16 protein-coding genes are annotated in these 17,961 nt (G+C 32.4%); 11 read left to right on the top strand and 5 right to left on the bottom strand.

The window, feature by feature from the left end; genetic code table 11:
* Nucleotides 1-96 precede the first annotated feature (96 nt).
* Nucleotides 97-423, bottom strand: coding sequence for a heavy metal-binding domain-containing protein (locus tag AC1RO3_RS06020; protein WP_409022267.1), 327 nt, complete (start codon nucleotides 421-423; stop codon nucleotides 97-99).
* Nucleotides 424-496: 73 nt separating this feature from the next.
* Nucleotides 497-1,234 (bottom strand): peptidylprolyl isomerase, encoded by a 738-nt coding sequence (locus AC1RO3_RS06015; protein ID WP_481761937.1) that lies wholly within the window; start codon nucleotides 1,232-1,234, stop codon nucleotides 497-499.
* A 398-nt stretch (nucleotides 1,235-1,632) separates the two neighbouring features.
* Here AC1RO3_RS06015 and AC1RO3_RS06010 point away from each other — a divergent pair, with 398 nt between their 5' ends.
* From AC1RO3_RS06010 to dltD, 9 genes are all read left to right on the top strand, one after another.
* Nucleotides 1,633-3,879 (top strand): transglycosylase domain-containing protein, encoded by a 2,247-nt coding sequence (locus AC1RO3_RS06010; protein ID WP_481761936.1) that lies wholly within the window; start codon nucleotides 1,633-1,635, stop codon nucleotides 3,877-3,879.
* A gap of 2 nt (nucleotides 3,880-3,881) precedes the next feature.
* The gene (locus AC1RO3_RS06005) at nucleotides 3,882-5,303 is read left to right on the top strand and encodes a hypothetical protein (RefSeq protein ID WP_481761935.1); all 1,422 of its coding nucleotides are present in this window, start codon (nucleotides 3,882-3,884) and stop codon (nucleotides 5,301-5,303) included.
* 159 nt (nucleotides 5,304-5,462) lie between these two features.
* Nucleotides 5,463-6,188 (top strand): response regulator transcription factor, encoded by a 726-nt coding sequence (locus AC1RO3_RS06000; protein ID WP_481761934.1) that lies wholly within the window; start codon nucleotides 5,463-5,465, stop codon nucleotides 6,186-6,188.
* The gene (locus AC1RO3_RS05995; protein ID WP_481761933.1) at nucleotides 6,188-7,633 is read left to right on the top strand and encodes a sensor histidine kinase; all 1,446 of its coding nucleotides are present in this window, start codon (nucleotides 6,188-6,190) and stop codon (nucleotides 7,631-7,633) included. Before AC1RO3_RS06000 ends, AC1RO3_RS05995 begins: the two co-directional genes overlap by 1 nt.
* A gap of 215 nt (nucleotides 7,634-7,848) precedes the next feature.
* Complete coding sequence (locus AC1RO3_RS05990) at nucleotides 7,849-7,998, top strand: teichoic acid D-Ala incorporation-associated protein DltX (protein WP_409022273.1); 150 nt, start codon at nucleotides 7,849-7,851, stop codon at nucleotides 7,996-7,998.
* 14 nt (nucleotides 7,999-8,012) lie between these two features.
* On the top strand, nucleotides 8,013-9,542 hold the full coding sequence (gene dltA, locus AC1RO3_RS05985) for a D-alanine--poly(phosphoribitol) ligase subunit DltA (protein ID WP_481761931.1): 1,530 nt from the start codon (nucleotides 8,013-8,015) through the stop codon (nucleotides 9,540-9,542).
* On the top strand, nucleotides 9,542-10,738 hold the full coding sequence (dltB, locus tag AC1RO3_RS05980) for a D-alanyl-lipoteichoic acid biosynthesis protein DltB (protein WP_481761930.1): 1,197 nt from the start codon (nucleotides 9,542-9,544) through the stop codon (nucleotides 10,736-10,738). Before dltA ends, dltB begins: the two co-directional genes overlap by 1 nt.
* A gap of 25 nt (nucleotides 10,739-10,763) precedes the next feature.
* A complete protein-coding gene (gene dltC, locus AC1RO3_RS05975) occupies nucleotides 10,764-11,000 on the top strand; it encodes a D-alanine--poly(phosphoribitol) ligase subunit DltC (RefSeq protein ID WP_481761929.1) in 237 nt (78 codons plus the stop codon).
* Complete coding sequence (dltD, locus tag AC1RO3_RS05970; protein ID WP_481762190.1) at nucleotides 11,001-12,248, top strand: D-alanyl-lipoteichoic acid biosynthesis protein DltD; 1,248 nt, start codon at nucleotides 11,001-11,003, stop codon at nucleotides 12,246-12,248. It abuts the gene before it with no gap.
* Between the two features lie 42 nt (nucleotides 12,249-12,290).
* On the opposite strand, the gene AC1RO3_RS05965 is transcribed toward dltD, so the two are convergent.
* From AC1RO3_RS05965 to AC1RO3_RS05955, 3 genes are all read right to left on the bottom strand, one after another.
* Nucleotides 12,291-12,848: a hypothetical protein gene (locus AC1RO3_RS05965; protein ID WP_481761927.1), complete on the bottom strand. Its 558-nt coding sequence runs from the start codon at nucleotides 12,846-12,848 to the stop codon at nucleotides 12,291-12,293.
* A gap of 18 nt (nucleotides 12,849-12,866) precedes the next feature.
* Entirely contained in the window at nucleotides 12,867-13,607 is a 741-nt protein-coding gene (locus AC1RO3_RS05960) for a hypothetical protein (RefSeq protein WP_481761926.1), read from the bottom strand.
* A gap of 116 nt (nucleotides 13,608-13,723) precedes the next feature.
* The gene (locus AC1RO3_RS05955; RefSeq protein WP_481761938.1) at nucleotides 13,724-15,634 is read right to left on the bottom strand and encodes an LTA synthase family protein; all 1,911 of its coding nucleotides are present in this window, start codon (nucleotides 15,632-15,634) and stop codon (nucleotides 13,724-13,726) included.
* A 432-nt stretch (nucleotides 15,635-16,066) separates the two neighbouring features.
* Between AC1RO3_RS05955 and AC1RO3_RS05950 the strand changes: the two genes are divergently transcribed.
* Entirely contained in the window at nucleotides 16,067-16,696 is a 630-nt protein-coding gene (locus AC1RO3_RS05950) for a VanZ family protein (RefSeq protein ID WP_481761925.1), read from the top strand.
* A 15-nt stretch (nucleotides 16,697-16,711) separates the two neighbouring features.
* Nucleotides 16,712-17,884 (top strand): class I SAM-dependent rRNA methyltransferase, encoded by a 1,173-nt coding sequence (locus AC1RO3_RS05945; protein ID WP_481761924.1) that lies wholly within the window; start codon nucleotides 16,712-16,714, stop codon nucleotides 17,882-17,884.
* The last annotated feature ends 77 nt before the right edge of the window (nucleotides 17,885-17,961 follow it).

Genomic DNA, 17,961 nt, shown 5'->3' with positions numbered 1-17,961 from the left:
AATACTGGGATAAAGCCATTTAGAAACATATTAAATTTTATATTATTTCATCCGTCAACTTGACAGGGCCTAGTACATTGTTGAAACTTTTTTTCATTATTTAATGTATCGAACTGCGGTACCATATGCGGCAACTGATTGCATATCTTGACCAATTGAACCGGAATCAAAACGCATCATAACAACTGCATCAGCACCCATGCTTACTGCATTGTCGCGTAAACGATCAATAGCAGTATCTCTTGATTCAGCCATCATTTCTGTGTAGGCCTTAATTTCGCCACCGACAATATTTTTAAGACTGGCACCAATGTTTTTGATAACATTTTTAGATTGTGTTGTAAGGCCAAAAACTTCCCCAATTACTTCATATTCTCTACCCGGAATACTTTCCGTTGTAACGACTAGAATTTTATCTGACATCTATAAAACCTCCCTTTATTAGTATCTTCATAGTAACATAGTTACTTTATAAGAGACTGCAGATTTGAACTGATTATTTTGTCTCTTGGAGGACTTTAATTGTTTTAACTTTAACATTAGTTGTAGGTTTATCACTTGAATTAACTGCAACTGCGGCAATTTTATCAACAACATCCATCCCTTTGATAACTTGACCAAAGACAGTATAAGTACCATCAAGTGAAGGTGTGCCACCATTTTTGTATGCATCAATAATTTTTGACGGTGTGCCATCTTTAATATCAGCACTGGTACTTACATCTTGGTTATTTTGAACAATGTAGAATTGACTACCAATTGAATCAGGTTCTGACGTTTGTGCCATCGCTAAAGCACCACGGATGTGGTAAAGGTTACTTGAAATTTCAGCACCGAATGTATGACCATAAATACTTTCGCCACCAGTACCATCCCCTTTAGGATCGCCACCTTGAATCATAAATTCGTTAATAACACGATGGAAGAGGGTATTATTATAGTACCCTTTTTTACTATGAGTAATAAAATTCTTCACAGCTTTTGGTGCATATTCCGGGAATAATTTGATTTTGATATTTCCCTTTGTTGTCTGAATATCTACGACAGCTTCTTTTTTTGTTACTTTTGAACTAAGTTGTGGTAGTTCAACGTTTGACGCTACACTTGATGAAGAAGTAGTAGTTTCCGTATCATTTGTTGTTTCTGCATTTTGATGGTAGAAGAAGAACCCAATTCCCCCAAGAATAATGATAATAATTACTGCAATTAAACCAATCATTTTTTTGTTTTTCATATTAACCCCAAACTTTCTTTATTTAATTACTCTAGTTTAACGTACGAGGTAGAAGTTATACAAGTCTTAACTTAAACATCCAGTTTAGCGCTTGTATATAGTCATTATGATTGTTATATTTAACATATATAAATGGGGATGACTCACGGTTAAATGAGGATTTAATACTTATATGAACGTTATCAATTGTGAACGATATAAAAATTTACATAGTTAGAGGATTACAATACAATTATCGAAATGGATTAGTCAGATTTTGTATTGTTAAGAAAAGTAGTAGGGGGTTACGTTTTGTTAGTTGGTAATAAATTGGGAAATTTAGATTTATACATAGAAAAAATAATAAATAATGTCATGGCAAGAGATGTGACTCGTGTCACAGAATCGGGGATGGCATAATGGTAAAACAAAATAAGAAAGATAAAGAAAGATGGCGTCATCGGCATCCGTGGATTTTTAGAGTTATTGCAATATTTGGTGTTTTATTTTTATTAGGAGTTACGACGATAAGTATTTATATTGCGACAGTTATTAAGTCCGTGCCAACAGTTACAAGTCAGGAATTAATATCTGATGCCAGTTCAAATATGTATGATAAAGATGGCCAGTTAATTTGGTCTTCAGCGCTGAATAAACGAGTTTATGTTAAGTCAAAAGACATTCCTGAAACATATAGTAATCTGTTATTAGCAACAGAAGATCAAACATTTTACAAAGACGCGGGATTTTCGCCCTCCGGCTTATTTAATGCGGGACTTTCTTCCATTAAATCAGCTGTAGGTAAAGGGTCAGCTCGAGGTGGATCAAGTATTGAGCAACAGTTAATTAAATTAACTGTTTTTTCAACGAGTAATAAAGATCGGACTGTAGACCGGAAAATAAAAGAATTTTTCTTAGCGCAACAGTTATACCATAATTATAGTAAGAAACAGATTTTAGAGTTTTATGTTAATAAAATGAGTCTAGGCGAAGGATCATATGGGGCACAGACCATTTCAGAAACGTATTTTGGTAAAACTTTAAAACAATTGAGTATTAGTCAACAGGCAATTATAGCTGGATTGGGCCAAGCCCCTTCTACCTATAATTTATATTCAAACCCTAAAGCCGTTCAAACACGCCGAAATATAATATTAAAAACAGGGCTTGAGAATAAGGTAATTACAAAGAAACAATATAAAATTGCTGTCGCAGAATCAGTGACAAAAGATTTACAGAAACGCCATTGGATGGAAAATTCTGTTACAAAAAAAATTCTTGAAAATAATGCTTATGTTACTTCTGCCTTAGAACAAGTTAGCGATAAAGGGTACGATTTAGCTAAAACTCCATTACAAATTACAACAGCGCTTGATTCAAAGCAAAATGCGACTGTTAAAAAATTAGCTGATAATAAAAAATATTATCAAAATTCAGCAGAACAATCTGCAATTACAATTACAGATCCTAAAACGGGGAATATTGTTGCTCAATATGGTGGACGTCATCAAAAAACTGCCTTCAGTTATAATCGGGCAATTTCTACGCAGCGTTCGTCAGGATCAGGAATTAAGCCACTATTAGATTATGGCCCTGCTATTGAATACTTTGGGTGGGCAACCACACATGCCTTAGATGGCACTTCATATACTTATCCGGGAACTAATCTTGTTGCTCAGAATTTTGATAAAGTGAGTTATAAATCAATAACGATGCAAAACGCATTACGAGTTTCGGCTAATACACCAGCAATTAGAACGTTAAATACTGTTGGGAGTGCGAAGGCTAGCCAATTTTTAGCACAAGTAGGGATGGCTCAAAATAATGCACCTGCGGGGTCGCAGGCTATTGGACTCGATGTTTCTACCGAACAAATGGCGACAGCATATGGCACCGTTTCAAATGGCGGAACCTATCATGCGGCTCGTTACGTCACAAGTCTAAAATTTTCAGATAATAGTGTTAAAAAATATGAGGTAAATAGTAAACGTGCTATGAAGGCCTCAACAGCATTTATGCTAACGTCAATGATGGAAGGCGTACCTAATGCCGGTGGGACAGCGCCTTCTGCAAGAATTGATAATGTTCATCAGGCAATGAAGACAGGGACCGTCGGTTATTCTGCTTCATCGGGATTTCCAGCGAATGCAAATATGGATGTCTGGATGAATGGGTTCACTAAATCAACTTCTATTTCGATGTGGTTAGGGTATGATGAACCAATGAAAAAAGGACATTATATTACTGATGCTGCATCTGCAATGACAAATGTTAATTTATATCGTGACCTAATGGTACATTTTTCAAAAGAAAAGAATGCTGATAATAGTGAGTGGACAAAACCATCAACTGTTATACAATTGTCAGGAACTGGTCTTGCAGCTCAATATGAACCTAACGATAAAGTAGTAACGTTAGGCGTTAAAGAGCCAGAAAAAATTGATGTAAAAAAAGCTAAAATATATAAAACGTATTTGTCTAAAAAGATTGCTGAGGACACGTTAAAAATAAAATTAGAGGATCCTTCATATCACAAGAAACCTGAAGCATATAAAATTGGTTCATGGGAGCAGTCAACTCAGAAAAAATTAAATAATGTTCAGAAAAAATTAGACAAGGCTAATGATGGCATTAAGGCGGCTAAAGAGACGTTAGAGGGTGAATAAAAATGGAACCGAGATCAAGAGGGACAAAGCAAACAGGAAAAAAAACTGTTAACCGAGAAAATAAAGCAGATTTTAAACCAGAACAAGCTAGTCATAAATCGATACGACAATTTTTAAAGTGGGCGTATCGTATTTTGTTGTTTATTGCGGTTAGCTTGAGTATTTGGAGCGTCTATACGGTTATCAATCGGTATCAAATTAGTCTTGATTGGTCCAAAAATGATAATTCAAAATTAACAATGGCAAATCAAACGCCAGACTCACTCTACGACTCTAATGTTAAGTCTAAAGAAGCAAAACAAAAGTTTAATGAAATTTATGCAGATAGTTACAACATTAAAACAGAGGAGTTAACGACTAAAGCAACTTCAAGTGAAATGAAAAAATTAGATGATACATTATCAAATATTTCTAAGAATTCACGTGCTGATTACCAGACAAAATATGATAATTTATTAAAAAAAGTGAAAGTGAATTCATTATACCAAGATGTATTTGTTAAGGATGATGAACAAACAGTTAAAGTAAATGTGACCCCTGGAACGATTCAAAAATTGAATAATGAACAATTTGGGTACATTAATCAGTTATTGATTAATTCTTCAAATAAAGATCAATTTGCCAATCGAATTTATACACTACAAAAAAATTTGGCAAAAGATGCAATAGCAATAAACGGTGTAATGTCCATTGCCATGAAGACAGCCACGTATGACCCTTTGTCAGGTAATGTAGAAATCTTGAAAAAAAGTACAAGTCAGCAAATAGATGACTATACGAATGCTGTCAGTAAATTACACTATTCATGGAATAATCTTGCCTTTTTAAATCAAATTGAAGAAGTGATAGCTAAAGATTTAGCCACACAGACAGAGCAGTATCAGGTATTTGATGATTATAAAAAAGATCTTTCAGATAAGAAACAAGCCGATAAAAAGTTGGTTTCACTTGAAGAAACTTTATCTCATGCATTAAAAAAACAGGCTGAAGATAAGAAACAAGCTGAAATTTATATAAAAGTTCCTAAATTTGGATCTCAATCGGAAGCGCAAAAGTGGGCCAACAAAAACCATATAGAAATTGTATTTGTACAGAAATGGTCTGGGAAAAACATGATATTATCGGAGCCGAGTGAAGGAAACTTACTTAAGCGAACAGATAAATTAAAGGTAATTATCCAACACCAAAGTTATAAGGGAACTTCAGCAAATAAAATTTACTCGGGAGCAAGTAAAAAGTCATCCAGCGCATCAAGCCAGGAGGCAAAGGCAAGTTCTGTAGAAGAATCAAGTTCAACGGATGAAACAAGCTCTAGTTTAGAAGCCGACGCGTCATCAGATACAGCCGTAAGCAGTTCAGAATCAAGTGCTATTAGTAGTAGTACAAGCCAGGTAAGCAGTTCATCAGCTACTAAAATACAGTAAAAGTAGTTACAATACATTAAAATTGATGGTATTAAAATATATTACGAAAAAAAACTAAAAATATTCATATTATTTAGTTATACTAATGGAATATAAGACCGCTCAAAGTAGCAGATAAGATTATGATTTTCATTAAATTGGAAATGAAAGAGGAATAATATGAAATTATTGATGGTAGAGGATAATAAGGCAGTTTCTGAAATGATGTCGATGTTTTTTCAAAAAGAAAAATGGGACGTTCAGTACGCTTATGATGGTAATGATGCTGTTGCTATGTTTAATGAAGATCCGGATAGTTGGGATATGATTACGCTTGATTTGAATTTGCCTGGTATGGATGGCATGCAAGTCAGTTCTACGATTCGAAAAGTTTCAGCTAATGTCCCCATTATTATTTTAACGGCACGCGATACCGAAAGTGATCAAGTTCTTGGATTAGAAATGGGCGCAGATGATTATGTAACAAAGCCTTTTAGCCCAATAACATTGATTGCTAGAATTAAGGCCCTTCACCGCCGGGCAGAAAAACCAAGTGTTGGAACTGACGATGAAACAGAAAATGAAAGTACTAGTTTTGATATTGTCACAACTCACTTTAAATTAAGTACAGCTCGTCGAGAAGCATACTTACAAGACGTTTTAATTCATGATTTAACACCAAAAGAATTTGATTTGTTGAAAACGTTGGCCAATAAACCAAAACAAGTCTTTTCAAGAGAAAAACTATTGGAATTAGTTTGGGATTATGAATTTTTTGGTGATGAACGAACAGTTGATGCACATATTAAAAAATTACGTCAAAAAATTGAAAAAGTGGGTCCACAAGTTATTCAAACGGTGTGGGGTGTCGGTTATAAATTTGATGACTCAGGAGCTGGTTACTAATGAAGCTACTTTATCAGCAAATGTTAGCATTCTTCGCGGTTATTATTACATTGGTCATTGTATTTGGCGCTTTATTTTTAAATTTCACGAGTGATATGGTCTATAAAAATACATGGACACAATTGGAAGGTTACTCGGATAGTTTAATGTCAGAATCAATGGTTTTAAAAACAACCGATTCAAAAACGCAATTTAATTTAAACTTAAATAATTTAAGAAATGCAGAATTAATTTTAAAAACGCAAAATGTTCGATTTACTATTTATACTAAAAAATCTAAAATTATCTATCCTGATAATGCGGTACAGGACAATATTACAAGTGAGCAGTGGAAAAAATTGGAAAATGGTGAAGTTGTTCACCGTACACCGCATATTAATAGACAATTAAAAACAGATATGAAAGCAATTAATATGACCGATATTTTGAAACCTTATTTTTATAATGGTAAATTATATGCGGTTATATCGGTTGGAGCCAATGTTTCTAATATTCAATCCAATATGAGTCAAATGACTCAGAATTTGGTTATTGCGTTTATTGTCTCTGTTATCGCTGGAATTATTTTGAGTTATCTTTTAGCGAGATACTCTGTTTCTAGAATTAATCGATTGAGACGTGCAACTCGAATGGTTGCTGATGGTAATTTTGATGTGCATATCGAAAGTAGACATCGAGATGAAATAGATGATTTGGCACAAGATTTTGATGGCATGGTTTCTTCATTGAAAGAATCAGAGAAAGAAATAAAACGTCAAGAAGAACGTCGTAGACAATTTATGGCTGACGCTGCACACGAAATGCGTACACCGTTGACAACTATTAACGGACTACTTGAAGGGCTAGCATACGATGCAATTCCAGAAGAGAGCAAAGGGAAGAGCATTGAACTAATGCAAAGTGAAACTAAGCGATTAATCCGATTAGTCAATGAAAATTTAGACTATGAAAAAATTAGGACAAATCAAATTACGCTAGCACCAAGTAATTTTGATGCGGTTATTGTTTTGAATAACATCGTTGAACAACTAACAAAAAAAGCAATAGAAGCCGACGATAAGATTGAATTAAGTGTTCCTAAAAACTTAATGGTTTTTGCGGATTACGATCGATTTGTGCAAGTTATTTTTAACATTACGCAAAACGCCATTCAATTCACTCAATCAGGAACGATTCATATTTCAGCTGAACGTGGTTACCATGAAAGTATCTTTAGGATTACTGATACAGGTATTGGCATGACAAAAGACCAGCTAGAAAATATTTGGGAACGTTACTACAAGGCAGATCCATCTCGTAAGAGTACTAAGTACGGAGAATCAGGATTGGGATTATCAATTGTTCATCAATTAATGCAACTTCATAACGGAAAAGTTGAAGTGATGAGTACTGAAGGAAAAGGGACAACGTTTACATTGACGTTTCCAAATCAAGAAAATGAATAAATAGTTAAAAAATTATTAAAGAATGATTTCTATATACAAATAGAAATCGTTCTTTTTTGTGATATAGATGTAATTCTGTTACACTAAAAAGCGGTTAATAAGATTATTAACTAAGTTTAATATTACAAAATTGTTAGGTTAGTATGACATAGATGAATGCTAAACGGGGGAAAAAAAGTGTATACTATATTCATTCTAAGGGGGATGTGATAAATATGAGCCAAAAATGGCATGATTTAAAAGAAAATGAAGTTTTTATGTTTATCGTTCGAACTGCCTTTTATTTTATTGTATTGGCGATGCTAGTTTACCTGTATTCATTTAAAGGTATAAGTAATGGTACGTTTATCTATAATGAATTTTAAAGGAGAGCAAAGACATGATAAAAAATGTAATTAATCAAATTGATATGATCGCAATGTCCGATCCCAATCGCATTGTTTACAATGATTTGGGTGAGACAAATACTTATCAACAGTTAAAAGAAAAATCTGATGCATTAGCATTGCATTTGATTGAATTAAATTTAGATAATAAACGTCCAATTATGATATATGGAAATCAAAAATTTAATATGCTAGTGGCTTTTTTAGGAAGCGTTAAAGCAGGGCACGCATATATTCCAATTGATTCGCACTCACCAGCTGAGCGTTTAGAGTCAATTCAAGAAGTTGCGAAACCAGTCGCTTGTATAGCTGTAGCAGAATTACCTGAAGTTAAACTCGATGTACCTGTAATTTTATCAACTGAATTAACAGAAATTATTGAGAATAATCAAGGGGTAGAAGTTCCTGATCCTAGTTTCCAAGTAACTGGTAAAGATAACTTCTATATTATCTTTACATCTGGTACGACTGGACAGCCAAAAGGGGTTCAAATTAGTCATGATAACTTGATAAGTTACGTGAACTGGATGATAGAAGATTTCTCTCTACCAGAACATCCCAATAGTCTATCTCAGGCACCATACTCATTTGATTTATCAGTAATGGACTTGTATCCTACATTAACTATGGGTGGTAAGTTATCTGTTTTACCTCAAGAAGTGACGGATAATTTCAAAGTTCTTTTCCAAACGTTACCTACTCTGGACTTACAAGTTTGGGTTTCAACACCATCATTTATTGATATTTGTTTATTAGAACCAACGTTTGATGATAAACATTTACCAGATCTTAGTCGATTCTTATTTTGTGGTGAAGAATTAACTCACAAAACAGCTGCAGCATTGAAGCAAAGATTCCCAATGGCTAAGATATTTAATACGTATGGTCCTACGGAAGCAACAGTTGCGGTTTCGAGTGTTGAGATTACTGATGCTATTTTAGAACAATACCCACGATTACCAATTGGTTATGCCAAATCAGATACAAAGATGGTTGTAGTTAATCCAGAAAATGAACTAGTACCAAATGGTGATGAAGGTGAATTAATTATTGCTGGACCTAGTGTCTCAAAAGGTTATCTTAACAATCCTGAAAAAACGGCCAGTGCTTTTTTTGAAATGGATGGCGTAGCTGCCTATCGAACTGGTGATGCAGCAATCATAAATTCTGAAGGGATGTTGTTATATCGTGGACGAATTGATTTCCAGGTTAAACTACATGGTTACCGAATTGAATTAGAAGAAGTTGACCATCATGTGTCATCGCATCCATTTGTAAAACAAGCAATCACTATTCCAAAATATAATAAGGATCATAAAGTGGTTCAATTAATTGCGTATGTTGTTCAAAATGATAATCCAGTTGAACGAGACTCAGAATTAACAGTTGAAATTAAAAAATACTTGTTAGATACAATGATGTCATATATGATTCCACAGAAGTTTGTTTATGTTGATGTTTTACCATTAACGCAAAATGGTAAAATTGATCGGAAAACACTAATAAATGAGGTGAATGCTTAATGGTATCATTCCAACCTTATGTCAATCCGATGTACTTTCTATATCTTATTGTTGTTTTAATTCCAATTATTGTTGGTTTGCTTAATGGTAAAAGATTTAGATTGTATGAAACGTTAATTTCATTACTCTTTATTTTCTTAATATTTGGCGGTCCAAAACTTCACGAAGGCTTTAATTTACTTATTTATATAATTTTTGAAGTCTTACTTATCGGTTTATACATGAATTATCGTAGTAAGTATAATCAAACGTGGGTTTTTATTATGGCTGTCCTTTTAGCGATAGCACCATTATCCATCGTAAAAATAACACCAGCCATTAATAATGGTATACCATCAATTATTGGCTTTTTAGGAATTAGTTATTTAACGTTTAAAGCGGTTCAAATGATTATGGAATCGCGAGATGGTAGTATTAAGAAATTTGATTTGATGCTAACCTTACAATTTTTATTGTTTTTCCCAACTATCTCATCGGGACCAATCGATCGTTACAGACGGTTTGTTAAAGATTATCAAAATGTCCCAAGTCGAGAAAAATATTTAGAAATGTTACAAAAGGGTGTATTTTACATTTTCTTAGGTTTCTTATATAAATTTTTACTAGCATACCTATTTGGTACGATGCTGTTACCTCACGTCGCACGTATTGCATTACTAGACGGTGGTATATCGTGGGCCTTAGTTGGTTACATGTACACGTACAGTATGGATTTATTTTTTGATTTTGCTGGTTATAGTTTATTCGCAGTTGGTATCAGTTACTTTATGGGAATTGAAACACCTCCTAACTTTAATAGACCTTTCATCGCACACAATATTAAAGACTTTTGGAATCGTTGGCACATGACACTTTCATTCTGGTTCCGTGATTTTGTTTATATGAGATTAGTCTTTTTTATGATGAAACATAAATTAATTAAAAGTCGAATAACAACAGCTATTGTTGGTTATTTTGGATTATTCTTACTCATGGGATTTTGGCACGGGGTTACTTGGTATTACATTGCCTATGGCCTATTCCATGCGATAGCTATCGTCATTAATGATGCATGGCTCAGATTTAAAAAGAAACATAAAACCAGTATTCCAAGTAATAAATTTACAGAAATTTTTGCAATCTTTATTACGTTTAACATCGTTTGCTTAAGTTTCTTAATCTTTTCAGGATTTTTGGACAAACTATATTTTTCATAAAATAGATAATTAGAGGAGAATTGATATGAACACAAAAGATAAAGTTTTAGATATATTAGAAGAGACAACAGGTAGCGCAGAAGTTAGAAATAATTTAGATTTAAATGTTTTTGATGAAGGCCTATTAGATTCAATGGGTTCAATTCAATTAATCTTAGAATTACAAAATGAATTAGGTGTTGATATTCCAATTTCAGAGTTTGAACGTTCTGAGTGGGCAACACCAAATTTAATTATTGCAAAAGTAGAAAGCTTGATCTAAATGGGATTGAAAAAGAAGTTATTCATGATCATTGGGCCTGTTGTTTTGGCTGTTGCATTACTATTAGCCATACTACTTGCACCAGTCAATTATAATTTCAGTTCTGCAAAAACTGAAGAAAAAGCAGCAGTATCGCAATCTACTTTAATTTTAAAGGGCTCTGCTATTCGTCAAAAGGCATTAGATGATGGTTATGTGGCATTTATCGGTTCATCCGAATTTTCACGGATGGATTCGATGCATCCTTCAGTTTTAGCGAAAAAATATAATCGTTCATATCGTCCATTTTTAATGGGAACTGGTGGGACACAATCGCTTAATCATTATTTTTATTTACAAGGTATCAAAAATCAATTAAGAAATAAAAAAGCAGTTATGGTGGTATCACCACAATGGTTTGTTCCTAATGGTGTAAGAAAGCAGGTATTTAATAATTTTTATTCACCATTACAAACAACAGAGTGGTTACTATCTGCAAATGCTAACAGCCTGTCAGATCGTTATGCTGCCAACAGATTTATTACTTTAATGTCTGGTGAAGGAAATGAATCTGTACTGAATGCAATGCATAAAATTGCTGAAGGACAGTCGTTATCTGAAGCGGATGCTACGATGCTTCGCTTGAAATTAACGATTTTGAATCATGAAGATCAATTATTCTCAGGTTTTCCGATGGCCGATCGAACACAGACTATCGACAAACAAACTAAGAACCTTCCAGCAAAATATGATTTAAATAAATTAAATATTCTTGCCGGTAAATATGGTGCTAAATGGACAACCAATAATGATTTTGCAATCAAAAATAGTTATTGGGATAAAAATAAGCTTAACAAAAAAATTGGTAAGCTTGCAGGTACACAGACTAAATTAAATTATGATCATTCTGTTGAATTTTCAGATTTCCAATTAATTTTAAATCAGTTTGCTAAAGAACATACTGACGTCTTGTTTATTATTCCACCTGTAAACCAACGTTGGGCAAGTTATACTGGACTATCGTCGAAGATGCTAGCTAACTTTGATGGTAAGGTTACAAAGCAATTGAAATCCCAAGGATTTAATAAAATTGCTGATTTCAGTAAAGATGGTAATGAAGAATACTTCATGGAAGATACGATTCATTTAGGTTGGAAAGGTTGGGTTGCGGTTGATAGTTATGTGAACCCATTCCTGACTCAAAAACAAGTTAAACCTAAATATCATTTAAATAATTATTATTACTCAGAAGATTGGCAACAAGAATAAAAAATAATTGGAATAAACCCTTATTGCATATGCAATGAGGGTTTATTCTATTATAGGAGATTCTGCAAAGGGAATGATTTGCGGTTGAGTAAGTAACTCTGTCTGTTTAGTTGTGATAATAATGCTTAAATCTAATTGGCAGGTTAATTCTGTGACTAAATCAATGAAGAATCTTGTTTCTATTATTGAAAATTCATCAATTAAGCCTGATAAAATGATCACCGAATAATCGTTTAAGATAGCTCTAAAAATTAAAATAAGTGTTTCATCAAAGTGACTTAAATCAGTCGTTTTTTTGTTGATAAAATTCGGTGAATAGTGGTGAAAATATTGTCCATAAATTAATTTTGAAATAGTTTTATATGTTTTTTTGTGCTGTTTCTTAGATGTTAAACCCATATTTTGTGTGATAGTTAGATAAGGAACTATTAAGCTTAGTTCTTCAATTGTGATTAAAGTAACTAAATTTGAATTAATAAAGTCTTGATTTTCAAGTTGATTTACGAATTCAAATGATTTATCTAAAATGATTGAAACCGAATGGGTAGGGAATAATGAGGTTAATGATTGAGTTGTATTAGTGTATTTTTTTAGTTGCATTGTGATGCCTCCTATAATTTAATGAGATGAGTTACGGGTAGAGAATAAGACAGATAGGAATGAAATAAGGCTAATAGTTATACCGCCAGCAAATAGATATGCAGAATTAATGAATGATTCTTGCGAGATTAATGTACTAAATTGTACGTTTGTAGAGGAAATTAAAAAATTCCCATTAAAATTGGTTAATTTATGTGACAGTAATTCTAATAACTCAGAGGATATTTCTGAGGGAGAAAGTTGCATAGCTAATGAATGGGTTAGCCAATAAATATTTAGTTCTCTCAGCAATGAAGTATAGTTATTTTTAAAGAAGAAAATTAAAATTATCACTAAAATTAATGCTGCTATAAAGATAATAAGGACTTCAAGAGCGAATGCAAATGCGACTTTAGGCTGACTTTCGCCGATATTGTGTAAACTAAGATATTCGTTGATACGCTTGTTGATGATTTTTTTATAAACAACAATACTGATAGTAATACCCGCTATCAATAACCCAATAATAATAGGGTAGATTAGGCTGACTTGTTGTTTATGAATATCTGTTAAGACACTAAGTAAATTAGAACTAGATGTACTATTAACATTAATATGAGCAAGCATTTTTTTAAAACTTTTAAATGATTCAAATGAAATTTGATTAAATAATAAGTTTGAGAGACCGATTAGTATTGTGAAAAAAAATATGATAAATAACCCAACTGTTTGTTTCTTATGATAAAAAATACTAGATAATGATTGTAGAATTAAAGACATAATGACACCTCTTCGATTAATCTATATGACTAATTTTAAATAATAGTTATGAACATTATGTGAAGTTGTTTAGAATAAAAAAATAAACGTTACCGAAATTTATTTTTCGGTAGCGTTTATTTTGAACTGGTACTTGAACTTGAACTTGTAACAGTTTTTGAAGAAGAACTTGCAGTTGGTGCCTTTAATTCAGGAGCATCTGTTTGATATAAGGTTGTTGTCGACTTATTGCCATGTTTTGAATAGAGGCTTGTCGAATTGTTTTTAAGCGTTTCTTGTAATTTTAGTAATTTACTATATTGATTCTTATAGTTATAGTCACTTGGTTGCGTTGGCTTAAAATTCTTTGGTGTATAGTAACGTAATAAGTTTTGATTATTGACTGTATCCGATAAATTTAGTTCGGTACTGACTTTTGTCTGATCTTTCTTTATTGTTTCCTTAACAATTTTAGAAGGGTGCGTAACTTCTTTACCTGTTACATTATCATAAATTGTAGAATCTAAAACAGTATAATTAGGTGTAATGAAGTTTTCATTTCTAAACGCAACTGTCTGATCGTGATTCTTAGAAAATAAATCTGTCCCAAATTGAACATATGATGACGAATCTAGGCCTAATAAGTGAAGAAGGGTAGGTAAGACATCAACTTCACCACCATATTGATTTTGGATGCCACCATTTTTACTTCCAGGAATATTAATCATAAATGGAACACGTTGTAATTGTGTATTATCAAATGAGCTCCATGTTTCGGATGATTTACCAAGAAGTTTAGCAAGCTTCACATTTCTTGAATTTGAAATACCGTAATGGTCACCATAGAGGACAACCATTGTATTATTAGATAATCCAGATTTTTTTAAGTATGTGAAAAATTCTTTAACTGATTCGTCTAAATAATGAGCCGTTTGGAAGTAATTATTAACAGACGTATCACCTGTATCTGGAACTTCAAAGTCTTTATTTTTTGAATCAATATCAAATGGGAAATGATTTGACACGGTAATGAATTTTGCATAAAAAGGTTGCTGTAATTTTTCTAAATATTTAACTGAATCATTGAATAATAACTTATCTTTTAGACCGTATTCTAGAGTGTTATTTGCAGACGTATCATAATAACTTGAATCAAAGAAGTATTGGTATCCCATACTTTTATAAACGGAATCTCTGTTCCAAAATGATCCAATATTACCGTGGAAAACAGCACTAGAATAACCAGCGGTTTGATTTAAGATAGCGGGAGCTGCTTCAAATGTATTTTCGGATCCAAGAGATGTGAAAACAGATCCTTGAGGTAATCCATAGATACTTGTTTCTAAGAGATTCTCAGCATCAGATGTTTTACCTTGTCCGACTTGATTGAAAAAATTAGGAAAACTATAAGTTTCTTTACCATTGTATAGAGAATTTAAGAAGGGTGTGACTTCTTTTCCATTCACCTTAAAGTTAATTAAAAATTGTTGAAAACTTTCTAAATGGAGCACAATAACATTTTTACCTTTTGCGATACCATACATATTTGGATTAGGTGCTGCATAATGTGACTTTGTAAAATCAAGGACATCATTTAAATCAGAACTTTCAGCAGTATCGCGAACCCGATTGTTTTTAACTGTTTTGAAACTGTCGTAGACGGTATATGAATCAATTCCTAAGTATTTAACAATATAATTACGATCAAACGTTCTCGTAATTAATTGTGGTCGGTCAATTTCGCCTAATGTTAAACTTGCCAATGTTAGCATTATTGAGAATGATGTAATTGCAAACGCGTTAAGTTTACTGAATGGTCGAGTGTTAAATTTTAAATAGCGAGTTAAGAATAAGCAAATAATAAGCACTAAGTCAATGACGTAAAAAATATCGTGTGGTTTCATTAAAGCAAAAGAGCTGCCACTAATACCTTCAGAAACTTTAGAATAACCTAACATTGTATTAATTGTCATAAAATCAGTAAATTCTCGATAATAAATAACATTAAAAAATAGTAATGCTGAGTTCGCAATGTAAATTAAAAACATAGTCAAATATGAAATAACTGGTTTTTTAATGTATAATGCAAGTCCGAGTAGTAGCATGGTTGTGCCAAGTGGATTTAACAAAAGGACAAAGTATTGATAAATTCCTGAAACACCAAGGTTAAAATCAATAAGATATGCAGTAATTGTTTTTAACCAGAAAAGAAACAGAAGTAGGGTGAAAAATCCAAGCTTTGTGTTTAGAAATGTTCTAAATCGTTTGAGTGTCTGCACGGTTTGAACCGTCCTTTCGAGTATAATCAAATTAAAATCGTAACTGTAGTTTACAGTCTATATTAAATTTGTGTCAATTGATGCTAAGCTTTGTTAATGCATTTTTAACTTATTAAATTTACATGAAAAATAATGGTACATACTAAAATATCATGTTTTTATTTGTTAATATAGGAGAAGATGGAAGGTGAGGTTGAAAGAATGTTATTTTTATCAAAATTATATGAATACGTTTTACATCATTACTCACAAGGTATTAACCACTTTCCATTAATCCATCTTATTTTTTTAAGTGTTGATAAAACAATTTTTTACTTAATCGTGTATCTTGTTATTCGAGTAAGTATAGGGTTGTATCAAAAGAAAAAAATAAACTTCAGAACAGAATTTGTAAGGCTATTATTAGTTGCGTACCTCGTTTTATTAGTTGAATTGACGGTATTTAGATATGTCTATTTCCCATGGGATATCCGATTGAATTCAACCTATAATTTTCATTCTATCAATTGGACACCGTTAATTGAAACAATTAAACTGACAAATGGACAATCTTTGTTCGATTTCGTGTATAATCTATATGGTAACATTCTTTGGTTTGTTCCGTTAGGAATTATTTTACCCAGTCTAAAGCAATTTAAAAAGTATTCTCTAGTAAAAACAATGTTGGTTGGTATTTGTTTATCAATCGCTATTGAATGTGGACAGTTTGTACTAGGATCCGGAGTTAGTGATATAGATGATATCATTTTTAATTCATTGGGTACATTGATAGGCTGTGGGCTATATCTTATCTTAAATCAAATATTAAATAAAAAAGACGTTAAAAAATAGAAGGAGTGCTAGTCATTGAGAAAAGTAGAAATTATTTCACATGCAGCAAAAAAGTTTAAAAATGGATACCCATTAATTGATAAGGAAGATTTACAAACAACTCGTGATTTTAAAGAAGGAGAATGGGTTGCATTAACGCTACATAATCAATTTGTCGCTTATGGTTATTTTGCAGAACAAAATCGTGGGGATGGCTGGATTTTTTCACGAAATGAAGAATCACGTATTGATGAAGATTTTTTCTCAAAATTATTTAATAACGCTCGAATGAACCGTAAATCATTATTTACTAATAAGGAGACGAATGCCTTTCGTTTCTTTAACGGTGAAGGTGAAGGTATCGGTGGATTAACAATTGATTATTACGACGATTATTATGTATTTACTTGGTATAGCTTAGGTCTTTACCAACACAAAGATATGATTTATAGTGCATTTTCTGATGCAGTTACAAGTTATAAAGGTATTTATGCTAATCTTCGTTACGATACAAAGGGTGAACCATCAACATTCAAAGTTCGTGGAAAAGATGCACCTACGCCACTTATTGTTCAAGAAAATGGCCTTCAATTTGCTGCATATCTTAATGAAACAACGACAGGACTTTTCTTAGAACAACGTGAAATGCGTAAAGCAATTATGAATAAATATGCTGAAGGAAAACTTGTGTTTAACGGATTTAGTAATACAGGTGCAACATCAGTTGCTGCATCAGTAGGTGGCGCACTTAAAACAGTTAGTGTAGATGTGAATAATAAAAATATTGATCGTACAAAAGAACAATTTGTACTTAATAATATTGATCCTGAAAAACAAGAAATTCGTGGAATGGATGTTTTCGGCTATTTAGATTATGCAAAGAAACACCATATTAACTATGATTTAGTTATTTTGGATCCACCAAGTTTTGTACGTTCAAAGAAAAGAACATTCTCAGTTCAAAAAGATTATGTTCAACTTGCTGAAGATGCTATTGATATTACACAAAAAGATGGTGTTATCATGTTCTCAACTAATTCGGCAGGATTGACGCTCAAAAAATTAAAAGAACAAATCACAGAAGCTTTTGCTAATAAGAATCGTTCATTTACATTACTTGAAACATTCCGTTTATCAAGTGACTTTGTAACAAACAAGGAATATCGTCAAGGTAATTATTTAAAAACGTTAGTTATTAAAGTTGATTAATTAAAAAACAATCCTATTTATTATTAAATAGGATTGTTTTTTTTCGTAAAATATAAAAAATTCATAAAAACAAAATG

The organism is Dellaglioa sp. CoH-57-MRSF-19 (assembly GCF_056781975.1).
This window is presented reverse-complemented; position numbering and strand designations above follow the sequence as displayed.

Bases quoted from the DNA above. Each gene is read 5' to 3' on its own strand.
- AC1RO3_RS06020 (WP_409022267.1), bottom strand. From the start codon at position 423: ATGTCAGATAAAATTCTAGTCGTTACAACGGAAAGTATTCCGGGTAGA.
- AC1RO3_RS06015 (WP_481761937.1), bottom strand. From the start codon at position 1,234: ATGAAAAACAAAAAAATGATTGGTTTAATTGCAGTAATTATTATCATT.
- AC1RO3_RS06010 (WP_481761936.1), top strand. From the start codon at position 1,633: ATGGTAAAACAAAATAAGAAAGATAAAGAAAGATGGCGTCATCGGCAT.
- AC1RO3_RS06005 (WP_481761935.1), top strand. From the start codon at position 3,882: ATGGAACCGAGATCAAGAGGGACAAAGCAAACAGGAAAAAAAACTGTT.
- AC1RO3_RS06000 (WP_481761934.1), top strand. From the start codon at position 5,463: ATGAAATTATTGATGGTAGAGGATAATAAGGCAGTTTCTGAAATGATG.
- AC1RO3_RS05995 (WP_481761933.1), top strand. From the start codon at position 6,188: ATGAAGCTACTTTATCAGCAAATGTTAGCATTCTTCGCGGTTATTATT.
- AC1RO3_RS05990 (WP_409022273.1), top strand. From the start codon at position 7,849: ATGAGCCAAAAATGGCATGATTTAAAAGAAAATGAAGTTTTTATGTTT.
- dltA (WP_481761931.1), top strand. From the start codon at position 8,013: ATGATAAAAAATGTAATTAATCAAATTGATATGATCGCAATGTCCGAT.
- dltB (WP_481761930.1), top strand. From the start codon at position 9,542: ATGGTATCATTCCAACCTTATGTCAATCCGATGTACTTTCTATATCTT.
- dltC (WP_481761929.1), top strand. From the start codon at position 10,764: ATGAACACAAAAGATAAAGTTTTAGATATATTAGAAGAGACAACAGGT.
- dltD (WP_481762190.1), top strand. From the start codon at position 11,001: ATGGGATTGAAAAAGAAGTTATTCATGATCATTGGGCCTGTTGTTTTG.
- AC1RO3_RS05965 (WP_481761927.1), bottom strand. From the start codon at position 12,848: ATGCAACTAAAAAAATACACTAATACAACTCAATCATTAACCTCATTA.
- AC1RO3_RS05960 (WP_481761926.1), bottom strand. From the start codon at position 13,607: ATGTCTTTAATTCTACAATCATTATCTAGTATTTTTTATCATAAGAAA.
- AC1RO3_RS05955 (WP_481761938.1), bottom strand. From the start codon at position 15,634: ATGTTTTTAATTTACATTGCGAACTCAGCATTACTATTTTTTAATGTT.
- AC1RO3_RS05950 (WP_481761925.1), top strand. From the start codon at position 16,067: ATGTTATTTTTATCAAAATTATATGAATACGTTTTACATCATTACTCA.